Here is a 12,339-nt window from a genome sequence, read left to right on the forward strand (position 1 = left end):
TGAACGTCCTGCTGTTCATGCTCATCGGCTTTGAAATACTGGAGATCAGGCCACATCTGTTTACAGTTCTGGCGACGCTTGCCGTGATCCCGCTGTCCATTGTCGTGCGGGCATTGAGCGTGCTGTTCTCCACCCTGCCGGTTCATCTCCAGCAGTGGGAGCGCGGCCGTGTCCTCGGCATTCTTACATGGGGCGGCCTGCGTGGCGGCATCTCGGTCTCTCTGGCGCTTGGCCTGCCACCCGGAGACCTGCGCGACCTGCTGCTGCCTGTTTGCTACGGTGTCGTGGTGTTCACCATCATCGTGCAGGGGCTGACCATGGAGCGGATCGCCCGCAGGCTCTATCCGTCAATCACCTCCCGGTCGCAATAATGCCCTCCTCCATTCTCCCGGTCTCGATTTCCGCCCGACGGGTTTTCATTCTCGCGCTTGTCGCAGGCTAAGTGGATGCTCTGAGTTTTGTTGATCTGGGCGGCATCTTTGCTGGTGCGATGACAGGTAATACCACGCATATGGGTGCTTCATTTATCAGTGGGAACTGGCACCATGGCCTCCTTCTGGTCGGTGTGCTGTGTGTCTTTTTCCTTGCCGCCATCCTGTCCGGCCTGATGCGGCTTTTATGGTCGCCAGCTTATGGCGTCATGGTGGTGACGATCTTCATGGTTGTGGCGCAGGTCGTGCATGGATCGTCCCTACGTTACTGGGGCGAACTTTGCGTGCTGCCCACACTTCTGGCCGCGCAGGGCGAGACGATCGCGAAGTTCAGGGCAATCCCCTATTTTTCGGCCCATGAAACCAACGTATAACTGACATATTCAGGACCATTATCCATTCGGATAGCCTCTTGCCTGCCACGCCACTTCATAACCTGCTCCAGACCGCGGACAACCCGACAGGCCGGCAAGGAAAAATCAACCTCAATCGCCAGTCCTTCACGATTGAAGTCATCCAGGATGTTCAGGAGCCAAAAAGCGCGTCCATCCAAAAACCTGTCCGCCATGAAATCCATGGACCAGACCCTATTGGGAAGTGCTAGGACCGATAGCTTTTCAGGCTTTCACGAATCAAACGCTTGCGGTGTTTAATCCGCAAGTTAAGTTCCAGTTCGCGCTAAATCCGATAAACCCGCTTATGAATCCAGCCTTGTCCCTGGACGTTATGCAGATATAGGAAACACAGGCCAAATGCCCATCTCCTGTGAGCCTGGGTCAGTCCCACCAGAAGATCGGCAATCCTGTCGTTCTCCGCCGCCAGTCGCGGACAATAGCGAAAGCAGGTCTCGGATATCCCAAAAATCCTATCTGATCAGGTTTATGCTGGTGCTTCTCTTTTGGGTGTGATCCCTTATCGGCCATTCGATCGTTTCGGAGTTATGTATTCGTACTATCAGATTGGTTATAGCCTGACTGAAGGACAGAAATTGCGACAAAATGCTGGGATGTCTTTAGGTGCGTTCGTAAATGGTCCTCAAACACATGCAGCTACTCTGGAAGCATATTATGACATTCCAGTTATGCCTGGACTGGTCGTGCAGCCTGTTTTCGAATACATGATGCGACCAGGAGAAACTTCAAAAATCCCAAATGCTATTCTGACCGGTGTTAAGTTGTTGGCAGCACTCTAAAAAGAGTGGAAAATGACCAATATTTGGTAGCAGTCTAGCCTTGTTGCTTAAGTAGGATAAAATATAAAGGATCTCCCGGTATCGCTCTATCCAAATATTTTTTGCAATCCTCTCTTATATACAAAAGCACCACACTAGCTAACTGTACAACAACGCAAAAGTTTCGTGAGGTTTATATAAAAAAAATAATTAATTCTTTTTTATCCCATTGATGCTGTCTTTCGATAAGCCTTTTTCGCTATCTTATTGAGAGAAGCAAACAATCGGAGATTAAAATTGCGGACCGTAGTCGTGGTTGCGCTGTGTCTGGTCATTGGGATACCCACTGCCCAAGCGGAAAGTTTACGTGATGCGATAATGGCTGCATGGGCACATGATCCTGATGCAAAAGCTGCGGCTGTCGATTCCAAGGCGTCAAAAAAGACAGCAAATGCTCTTGATTCTCTATTCCCATCCGGACCCGTCCTAAATGGTCAGTATCTTGACGATCATTTTATTGGTAGCAAAGTAGGGTATACAACATATCAAGGCAGTGTAAGTCTACCCCTTTGGCTACCCGGTCAGGGAACCGCCAGTGTGAAGGATGCTCTTGCATCAGCCGCTACTGCGGACGCGCGACTACAAGTTCATCGCCTCCTCATGGCTGTACGTGTATTAGATGTTACCAGTGCTTCTACTATATTGAAAAATGAAATTTTTAATCTTGAAAAGACGCGGGGAATTTTGTCTCAGACGCTGGAATCGTCACAACGAGCGCTAACAGCTGGTGAAATATCTGCTACAGATCACGAGGCGGTTGTTGCTGAGTACGAGGACATTGAAAGTACGATCTCAGACAAACAACAACAATTGGTCACTTTTCAATCAGAATTGCAGGCATTGACCGGCTCTGATGTTATTCCAGAACTAAACTCTCTGGATGGTCGGATTATTTCTTTGAAAATCCATAAGTTGGATCCTGAAAAGGATCCAAGGGTGCGTCTCGTGGATGCGCGGCTGAAAAAAGCGCAAGCAGCCTTTGATGTGGCAAAGCACTCTTATATGCCCAATCCAACCATTGGTGTGCAGATATCACGACAGGAACAATATCAAAGTCCTTGGGATACACAGGTCGGTGTAGTTTTTCAGGCAGCCCTTCCAAGCCGCGCTCGCAATACACCAATGCTTATGAAAAACGTTTCTGAAATTGGTGCAGCGAGAAGAGACGCTGAATTGGCACGTCGTAAAGTCCGCGTGGAATATGCACGCCTTCGTTCTCAGATTGCCTCCTCGTTGAGTGTACGTAAGCACGCAGAGACATCTAAAACAGTCCTTTTAAAAAGAGCAGACCAACTTGAAAGCGCCTGGAGAACTGGTGAGGTTTCCTTGATCGAATATATCCGTGCACGGCGCGGAGCGCTTGAAGCAGAACAACGTATGGCGAAAGCAGAGGTCGTTTGGCATGCCGCCTTGGTGCGTCTGGTACTTATGATGGGCGAAACATTGTGAAAAATAAAAAAAATATTTGTTTGATGTTGGGGGCGACCATTTTTCCATGGACCTTATTCGTTGCCCCATGCTGTGCGGCAGAAATATGGCCCAAATTTCCGGTGCATATATCTCCTGAGGCAATCACGACTCAAGGTATCGAAACAGCAACCAGTTTCTCTGGATCAATAACGGCTCACATTGACGTTCAGGCTTATGTTGAAGCAGATCAGCGCAAAACAGCCCGTATTGTGCCCGTTGGCTCAGGACGGATAACAGATATTTTTGTCAGTCCAGGTCAATTTGTAAAAGAAGGAACTGCTCTTTTTTCTTACAATAATTATAGTTTAAGTGACGAAAAAGAACGATATCTTTCATCAAAGGCGGCTCTTCAGCAGGCACAGGCTATGGAACGAGATGCAGCCGAGGCTGAACGACGTGGTCGAATATTACAAGGTGGAGCAATATCAAAAGGCGAAGAAAAAAGGAGAAAAGCACTTCTCGCAGATGCGTCGGCTCTGGTACAACAACGGCTTGCTGTTGTTAAAAACCAAGAAGAGCATATGAGGCGCTTTTCTTCTTCGACAGAAAAAGTAGAAGGTTTGAGTTCTGTTGTCGTTTCTCCAGTTAATGGGGTTGTCCGAAGTATTAATGTCGCATTGGGAGGAAGTGTTGGCAATAATGGCCTTCCTCCTGTGGAAGTTGTCAATCTTCGATCTGTTTGGGTGGTTTCTCAAATTCCACAGACTGCGATAAGCAGCATTAAAATTGGTAGCAATCAGGAAACTATCATTCCTAAACAACGCAAAAGTAAATTTTCCCACGTAGATTTTATAGAAGAAACGGTTGATCCAGGCACACGGCGGGTTCAGGTTAGGAGTCTGGTTGACAACACAGATACATCACTTCGTCCTGGAATGTTGGTCAGAGCAAGAATTTTCTCACAAAACGCTGTGTCTGGACAGATTGTCCCGACAGACTCACTGCAGACCATCGCCGATCAACCCTGCATATTCGTAAAAATCGGGCCCGATAAATATCTGGCAAAGCATGTCGTGACTGGCCCCTCTTTGGATGAGCGTGTTGTCGTGACGGAAGGTTTGTTGCCGGGCGACATTGTTGTGGGGAAGGGAAGCTTCATACTCAAGTCTCAAGCCTTACTTGTTCCAGCTTCTCTTGAAAACAAGAATAAAAAATGAAATTTATTTTGAAAATTTTGAAGGGACGACGCGCAGTTCTCGGTGCAGCGTTCCTTTTAATGGTTGTCGGTATTTTTGATCTTCGGAATCTGGCTGTCGAACCCGTCCCGGATATTTCACCACGGCAGGTTTTGGTCTCAGTCAGTGCACCAGGACTACCAACACAGGAAGTGGAACGACTTGTTACCTTTCCCGTAGAGACTGTGCTGTCCGGAGTGGTGGGGTTGGAGAACATTCGTTCTGTCTCGCGGACCGGTGTCTCAGTACTCTATCTCCAATTTGAAGATGGTTCCGATATTTACAGAGATAGAGAGCAGGTTGCACAACGCCTGGCAGAAGCTCGAGCTTCTGTTCACATAGATTCTGTCTCCATTTCTATGGGGCCTATGACTACGGGGATGGGGGAAATCATGCACCTGCAGATACATGGTGCAGACCGCTCTCTAGCAGAACTCAATCGTATCATGACATGGAACGTTGTTCCGAAATTACGCCTTCTTCCGGGCGTGGTTGATGTTAATGTCAATGGAGGTGCCTCAGAGACGTATGAGGTTGAGCTCAGTCCTCTTGCCTTACGGCAATACGGCATTTCGGTCTCAGACGTCTTTCATGCTCTCGACACCGGCGATGAGGCTGCAGGTGGCGCATGGATCGAAAAGAATGATGAGCAAAGAATTATTGTTGGTCGCTCTTTGATCGATAATATTGAGGAACTTGGCCGCACACAGGTCAGAAGCGGTCCCAATGGAGAATCCGTCCATTTGAGTGACCTGGGAATTGTACATAAGGGGCGACTTCCTCGTTTGGGTGCTGTAACACGCGACGCAAATGGAGAAATTGTTAATGCGGTCGTCTTGCTGCAGGAAGGTGCTAATGCACGCGCAACGCTCGCGCGGATAAAGGCTGCCTTGCCTGATATTAATCATGCATTGCCATCTGGTGTCTCGGTTGAGCCGTATTATAGCCGGTCTACACTGACAAATGTTACAATTATGACGGTGAGAGATAATCTTTTACTCGGAGCATTACTCGTCTTTGTCGTATTGCTTGTCGTTCTAGGAGACTGGCGAGCGTCTCTGGTCATTATTTCGGTCATCCCGTTTTCACTTGTCTGTGCAATGGTTGGGATGAACCATCTTGGTATTTCTGCAAATCTTCTTAGCTTGGGCGCAATTGATTTTGGAATGATTGTCGATAGTGCTCTTGTTATTGTAGAAACAGTTATAAGCAGAAAACCTGAAGCAGATAAATCTTTTTCGGAAAGCATTGCGCAAACAGTTTCTTTGGTTTCTCGTCCCGTTACATTTGCTATTCTTATTATTATTCTTGTTTATCTTCCAATACTGACTCTTCAGGGTATTGAGGGGAAGATGTTCAGTCCTATGGCGAAAACCGTCATTCTGGGCTTACTAGCTTCTCTTTTTTTTGCACTAGTCTGTATTCCGGCACTTGCTTTAGTCTTACTAAAACCCACGCTATCACAAGGTGATCATTCTCACCATGACGAATCAAGTCATGACACGCGTTGTATTGCATTGCTACGCCGTTGTTTTGTACCGCTTTCAAGGTGGTGCATGAAATATACTGGTCGCGTGTCATGTCTCGCAGTAGCTGTTCTATTTATATCAGTGTTTTTAGCTGCTCGGTTAGGAGGGGAGTTTATTCCGCAGCTTCAGGAAGGAGATCTGGTTGTGACGTCCACCCGATTGCCTGGGATATCGCTGGATGCATCCGTACGAGCGGTAGATGCAATCGAGCGGACGCTAAGAAAATTTCCCGATATTCGAACTATTGTCAGCAACACGGGGACTTCTGCTATTCCAACGGACCCTCAAGGGGGTGAACAGACAGATACTTACGTTTTGTTAAAGCCACGATCAGAATGGAAGACAGCAAGCACTCAGGAAGGGCTGGTGAAGGCGTTTAGTACTGCCTTGGAAAAGAACAATCCTGGCTCGCTGTATAACTGGAGCCAGCCAATCCAGATGCGCATGGATGATCTTCAATCAGGCGTGAGATCACAGATTGCCATAGGTGTATACGGTCCTGATCTTAATAAATTATCTCAGTTGGCGGCACATATATCAAGTGTCGTTGCATCTGTTCGCGGGGCCGCCGACGTTGCTCCGCAAGATGTTGGCACCATCCCTTATCTGCACATTGATGTCGATCGCACCGCTGCCGCACGTTTAAACGTGCCTACCTCGGAAATCCTGGATTTGGTTGAAGCTGTTGGAGGGCATATTGGTCCGCCGGTATCGTTAGAGTCGGCATTGATTCCAACTGAAGTCAGAATTGAACCTAAGGCACGCGATACCATGGAAGAAATCAGACAACTACCGATCATGACTCGGAATGATCATTCGGTTGATCTTTCTCAGGTTTCTTTCATTACTTTGGATACTGGCCCCGCCGCTATCAGGCGCAATCAGGGTGAAAGGCGCATGATGGTTCAAGCGAATGTCAGGGGCAGAGATCTCTCGTCCTTTGTCAAAGAAGCACAGGATACTGTCAAAAGTGAAATCCATCTGCCACCAGGATATCGTTTAGAGTGGAGTGGACAGTTTCGGAATCTTCAGACCGCTGTTGCGCGTTTGGAAATCGTTGTTCCTGTGACTTTAGCTCTCATTTTTTTACTTCTCATTCTTGCATTAGGAGATATTTGGCTTGCTGGGCTGGTATTTGTTAATCTTCCCTTTGCTGCAACTGGTGGCATTATAGCCTTATGGCTCCGAGGTTTACCATTCAGTATTTCTGCGGGAATAGGTTTTATTGCGCTGTTTGGCGTTGCTACTCTGAATGGAGTGGTCCTGATTTCATGGGTAAAAGAAAAGCGAAGTTCTGGTCTAGGGCCTGTTGAAGCAGCAATTGCGGCAGCAAATGAGCGGTTTAGGCCAGTTATGGCAACAGCTTCAGTGGCCTGCCTCGGGTTCTTTCCTATGGCTTTTTCGATGAGTGAAGGCGCTGAAGTGGAGAAACCCTTAGCAACCGTGGTAATTGGAGGTCTGATTTCATGCACTATACTTACGCTTTTGGTTCTTCCTTCATTGTATTCAAAGATTTTTATGTGGAAGGAGTCTAAGTCAATCAAATGATATATTAAAATATAAAGTGAAAAAATATTATAATAATTTTATTCGATTAAATTCATTTATTATATTTTGCAGTTGGATAAAGAAATGTTCAGGCAGATTGCATTAAAAATTTTGAGAGAAAAAGATCAGCCAATACCCTGCGGGCTTACTCTCCTGTCATGCCTGTCTATTCTTGTGGGAAGCGTTGTCGGAGTAGTTTGTGGAACATTCCGGCTGTTACTGGAACATGCAGCGGGGTTGAGAACGACGCTGGCGCTTGATGTCCTGCACCCGTTTCCCGCCGGTCTGATGATTATTGCGATCGGCAGCATCACGGCTTTCATAGCGGCATGGATGGTCAGGCGGCTGGCGCCTCTGGCTTCTGGAAGTGGGATCCCTCATGTCGAGGCCGTCCTGGCCGGGCTTGCAACACCAGCTTCTGTAGGCCTGATCCCGGTCAAGTTCATCGGAGGATTGCTGGCCATAGGCGGAGGACTAGCGCTGGGGCGTGAGGGGCCGAGCGTGCAGATGGGTGCCACGGCTGCCAATACGATCGGTCGGCTGTTACGGTTGGGACCGGCGGATAGCCGGTCATTGCTGGCGGCTGGAGCCGGAGCTGGACTGGCGACAGCGTTCAATGCGCCAGGCGCTGGTGCGATCTTTGTGCTGGAAGAGCTTGTCGGCAAATTCGAGGCGCGAACTGCCTGTTCCGCACTCGGTGCTTCCGTGTCCGCCATCCTTGTCGCCCGCGCGTTGCTGGGCGGTGATCCTGATTTCGTGGTGGCCGACAGTCCCATGGTCATCAGCGTTTCAACGCAGGTGCTGTTCTTGCTGACGGGGCTTGCGGTTGGCCTGCTCTCGGTCGTTTACAACCGGACAGTTCTGGCCACGTTACGGCTGGCTGAAAGGATGAATGCCAGCGTGGAAATCCGGGCTGCGGCAATCGGCGCGATCGGTGGGCTGATCGTCTGGCTTACACCTCGCCTTGCTGGTGGAGGCGACTGGATCACGCAAAGCGCCATCAATGGAACGCTGATCTGGACAGCGCTGCCAGGATTGTATGCCCTGCGTCTGGTCTTCGGCTCGATTTCCTATGCCGCAGCAACGCCGGGTGGCCTCTTCGCTCCCATGCTGGCTCTGGGTGCTCTGGCCGGCCTGGGCTGCGGAGATCTGGCCCATGTTCTGGCGCCCACGCTGGCGGGGCGGACCACGCCCTTTGTTGTGGTTGGTATGGCGGCGATGTTTGCGGGGGCGGTGCGGGCACCTTTGACCGGGATCATTCTTGTGACGGAAATGACCAATACGCCCAGCCTGCTGCTTCCGTTGCTTTCGGGCAGTTTTGCCGCGATGTTCGTGGCCGACGGCATGGGGGAAGCGCCGATTTATGAGGCATTACGCACCCGCGCCGCGTCCGAAAAACGCTAGGCTCAGTCTTTCCCCCGACCAAGCCGAAGCGCGTTGGTGACAACCGTCACGGACGACAGAGCCATGGCCGCGCCGCCGATAACCGGTGAGAGAAGAAGCCCGCAGATCGGGTAGAGCACACCAGCGGCGATCGGAATGCCGATCCCGTTGAACAGGAAAGAGAAGGCCAGGTTCTGTCGGATGTTGCGCATGGTCGCATGGGCGAGCCGTCTGGCCCGGACCAGTGCTTCCAGACTGCCATGCGCCAGAGTGATCCCGGCGCTTTCGATCGCCACGTCGGTGCCGGTTCCCATCGCGATCCCGACGGATGCGGCCGCAAGAGCTGGAGCATCGTTTACGCCATCGCCCGTCATCGCGACATGCGCGCCCTGTGCCGTCAGGTGTTTCACGATATCGGCCTTGTCCTGCGGCTTCAGACCGGCATGGACTTCCGCGATATTTCCCGCCTGCGTCGCCACAGCCTTCGCCGTCGCTTCGTTGTCACCCGTGAGCATGATGATCCGCAGACCATCAGCGTGGAGCGCCGCAAGAGAGGCCCGCGTATCCGCGCGGAGAGGGTCCGCCACGGCGATCAGCCCGGCGAGCCTGCCGTCTACCGCCACAAACATCACCCCGGCTCCGGCTTCACGATGCGCCGTCGCGCTAGCTTCAACAGGGGACGCATCAGCGCCGGCCTGCTTCAGACACTCGGCATTGCCCACCACGACGACATGGCCCTCAACGCTGCCGCTCACGCCCAGTCCCGGCTGCGACTCGAAATGGGTAAGAACGCCGGGCTCCCCATGGCGGTCTTTCAGGCCCTGAACGATAGCCTGCGCCAGAGGATGCTGGGAGTGTGTCTCCACAGAGGCGGCATAACACAGCACATCGTTTTCCGGCCAGCCATTGGCTGCCTCCACGGCGATGAGCTTCGGGTGGCCTTCCGTCAGCGTGCCGGTCTTGTCCACAACCAGCGTATCCACCCTGTCGAGCGCCTGAAGCGCTTCGGCATTGCGGACCAGAACGCCCTCGCGTGCGCCCCGCCCTGTACCGACCATGATTGACATGGGCGTGGCCAGCCCAAGCGCGCAGGGACAGGCAATGATCAGCACCGAGATGGCATTCAGAAGAGCATGCCCGAAGCGCGGAGCCGGTCCAACGGCGTACCATACGATGAAAGTCAGAACGGAAATGGCCAGCACCAGAGGGACGAACCATCCGGCCACCCGGTCGGCTACCGCCTGAATGGGGGCGCGGCTGCGCTGGGCGGAGGCAACCATCTTCACGATCCGCGCCAGCATGGTATCGCTGCCGACGGCCTGCGCTTCGATTTCGAGGCTGCCATTGCCGTTGATCGTACCGCCGGTCACCGTGCTGCCGATCTTTTTGGCAACGGGTGCCGGCTCCCCGGTAATCATGGCTTCGTCAACGCTGGATGTGCCATCGAGAACCTTGCCGTCGACAGGGATCGACTCTCCCGGCAGCACCCGCAGTCGGTCTCCGACCACGACAGCGTCCACGGCTATGTCTGTCGGCTGCCCGTTCTCTCCGATACGGTGAGCCTGTTTTGGTGTGAGATCCAGCAGGGCGCGGATGGCATCACCGGTGGCGGCACGTGCACGGAGTTCCAGAACCTGTCCCAGCAGAACCAGCGCAACGACCACGCCCGCCGCCTCATAATAGACCGGCAGGGCTCCGTCAGGCATCCTGAAACTGGCCGGGAACACCCCTGGTGCGAGCGTCGCGGCCAGACTGTAGCCAAACGCGGCACCGACGCCGAACATGATCAGCGTGAACATGTTGAAGTGACCGGTCCGCAGTGAGGCGAGCCCACGCTGAAAGAAAGGCAGTCCCGCCCAGCAGAAAATCGGAGTGGTCAGTGCAAGCTGAACCCAGGGAGACCATGAGCCAGGAACAAGATGGAGACCGACATCCCCACCCATGGCGATGAGCATCAGCGGAACGGCGAGAAATACGGAGACGATCAGGCGATGTCTGAAATCATGCAGTTCGGGGTTTTCCGTCTCTGCTCCCGTCGGTTCCTCCGGCTCCAGCGCCATGCCGCAGAGTGGACAGTTTCCCGGATGATCCTGCCGGATCTGCGGATGCATCGGGCAGGTCCAGATCGTCCCCGGCTTGCCCTGTTTGGCGGCGGAGCGCTGTTGGGGTTCATGATGGCAGTTCATGCCCTGCATGGGCGCCGCCTTTTCCTGCGCTTCCTTCGCAGGTTCCAGCGTCATGCCGCATTTGGGGCATGTACCGGGACGCGCCTCCCTGATCTCGGGGTGCATGGGACATGTCCAGACGGTTGCAGGTATCACATCATTTTTGACGAATGCCGTTGGATTATCCTCGAATTTCTTTTGACAGTGGCCGCTGCAGAAAAAAGAGATGTGACCATTACGATCGCTTTTGAACCTGCTAGTAGCCGGATCAACCAGCATCCCGCATACGGAATCGCGTGTTTTCGTGTTGGATGATAAGATCGTTGGCATTGTTTTTGTTCCGGATATGAAGAGGTGAATGTCTTTAAGTTACCGGTGCCTCGACAGAAGATGTGACGGTGTCTTCATTCTTAAGACCTTATTCGGTGATGCGCGTGATTATGCATCCGGGCAAGCATGAATCTGGAGGGATCGAAGAGCCCTTGATTGATAAGCTTGGCCAGTAATTTCTGGGTTGTGTCGATTTGATTGACTACTTTTGGGTAGAATTTGCTCTGCGTTTTGAGCGGATTGGGGACTGCCCACCTTGGATGACTACGCGCTCGCGCTCAATCTTTCGAGAAAGAGAAAGCGGCGCATGTTGTAGACGATATTGGCCAGTCCGATCCTCATGGTGGCCCGGGTGATACCGACAGTTCGGATGAACAGTCCCGTCTGCGATTTCTGATCGGCAAAGACATGCTCGACACGGGATCGGATCACCGACTTTCCTGCATTGGACCGCTGGATATGCCGGGGCATCGGCTTGAGATGCGGCTTTGAACTGCCCCGGGTTTACCGGAGAGTAAAACTCTCGGAGGATGAGCCCTATGGTAGAGAAGAAGAAGACATCGCGTTATTCGCCTGAGTTCCGTGAGCGCGCTGTGCGCCTTCTGGACGAGCATCGCTCGGATTACCCGAGCCTATCGGCGGCCTGTCGCGAGATTGGTGGCAAGCTGGGCTGCTCGGGCGACAGCCTGCATGACTGGTGGAAGCAGGCCCGGCGGGACGCGGGTGCGCAACCGGGGCCGACCACGGCCGAGACGGCACGGATCAAGGCGTTGGAGCGGGAAGTTCGTGAACTGCGTCAGGCCAATGAGATCCTCAAGAAGGCCTCGGCTTATTTTGCTCAGGCGGAGCTCGACCGCCCGTTTCGCAAATGATCGCGTTTATTAAAGCCTGCCGTGCCGATTACGGGGTCGAGCCAATCTGTCGCGTTCTGCCGATTGCCCCGTCCACGTTTTACCAGCAGGCGGCCATAGCAAGAGATCCGACCAGGGCCAGCCCGCGTGCGCGGCGCGATAGGGAGTTGATGGAACATATCCGCCGGATCTGGCAGGATAATCGTGCTGTTTATGGTGCGCGCAA

7 protein-coding genes, 4 pseudogenes and 1 other annotated feature are annotated in these 12,339 nt (G+C 52.5%); of the genes and pseudogenes, 8 read left to right on the forward strand and 3 right to left on the reverse strand.

The window, feature by feature from the left end; genetic code table 11:
• The coding region (locus tag Abin_RS14810; protein ID WP_048848350.1) for a cation:proton antiporter domain-containing protein at positions 1-371 on the forward strand (371 nt) is incomplete at its 5' end.
• 71 nt (positions 372-442) lie between these two features.
• Positions 443-805, forward strand: a complete 363-nt coding sequence (locus tag Abin_RS14815) for a DUF1275 family protein (RefSeq protein ID WP_371862248.1) — start codon at positions 443-445, stop codon at positions 803-805.
• Here the strand turns inward: Abin_RS14815 and Abin_RS15975 are convergent.
• Positions 778-1,298, reverse strand: a pseudogene (locus Abin_RS15975) (DDE-type integrase/transposase/recombinase); the annotation flags it as partial. The gene Abin_RS14815 and the pseudogene Abin_RS15975 sit on opposite strands and share 28 nt — an antisense overlap.
• 1 nt (position 1,299) lies before the next feature.
• Between Abin_RS15975 and Abin_RS14825 the strand changes: the two are divergent.
• The 5 genes and pseudogenes from Abin_RS14825 to Abin_RS14845 all read left to right on the forward strand — a co-directional run.
• A pseudogene (locus Abin_RS14825) lies at positions 1,300-1,623 on the forward strand (carbohydrate porin); the annotation flags it as partial.
• 357 nt (positions 1,624-1,980) lie between these two features.
• Positions 1,981-3,111, forward strand: coding sequence for a TolC family protein (locus tag Abin_RS14830; protein WP_371862249.1), 1,131 nt, complete (start codon positions 1,981-1,983; stop codon positions 3,109-3,111).
• Positions 3,108-4,289: an efflux RND transporter periplasmic adaptor subunit gene (locus tag Abin_RS14835; protein WP_146867733.1), complete on the forward strand. Its 1,182-nt coding sequence runs from the start codon at positions 3,108-3,110 to the stop codon at positions 4,287-4,289. Before Abin_RS14830 ends, Abin_RS14835 begins: the two co-directional genes overlap by 4 nt.
• The gene (locus Abin_RS14840) at positions 4,286-7,384 is read left to right on the forward strand and encodes an efflux RND transporter permease subunit (protein WP_048848359.1); all 3,099 of its coding nucleotides are present in this window, start codon (positions 4,286-4,288) and stop codon (positions 7,382-7,384) included. The genes Abin_RS14835 and Abin_RS14840 overlap by 4 nt, the downstream gene beginning before the upstream one ends.
• A 237-nt stretch (positions 7,385-7,621) precedes the next feature.
• Positions 7,622-8,788, forward strand: coding sequence for a chloride channel protein (locus Abin_RS14845; RefSeq protein ID WP_255319425.1), 1,167 nt, complete (start codon positions 7,622-7,624; stop codon positions 8,786-8,788).
• 2 nt (positions 8,789-8,790) lie between these two features.
• Here Abin_RS14845 and Abin_RS14850 read toward each other — a convergent pair whose 3' ends face one another.
• Together Abin_RS14850 and Abin_RS14855 are read right to left on the reverse strand one after the other, a co-directional pair.
• Positions 8,791-11,262, reverse strand: coding sequence for a heavy metal translocating P-type ATPase (locus Abin_RS14850; RefSeq protein ID WP_048848363.1), 2,472 nt, complete (start codon positions 11,260-11,262; stop codon positions 8,791-8,793).
• A gap of 264 nt (positions 11,263-11,526) precedes the next feature.
• Positions 11,527-11,751, reverse strand: a pseudogene (locus Abin_RS14855) (IS5/IS1182 family transposase); the annotation flags it as partial.
• Positions 11,752-11,801: 50 nt separating this feature from the next.
• Here Abin_RS14855 and Abin_RS15980 point away from each other — a divergent pair.
• A pseudogene (locus tag Abin_RS15980) lies at positions 11,802-12,339 on the forward strand (transposase); the annotation flags it as partial.
• Positions 12,089-12,205: a sequence feature (AL1L pseudoknot), on the forward strand. Its footprint overlaps the pseudogene before it by 117 nt.

The sequence above is a fragment of the Acetobacter indonesiensis genome (genome assembly GCF_000963945.1).
Taxonomy (GTDB): Bacteria; Pseudomonadota; Alphaproteobacteria; order Acetobacterales; family Acetobacteraceae; genus Acetobacter; species Acetobacter indonesiensis.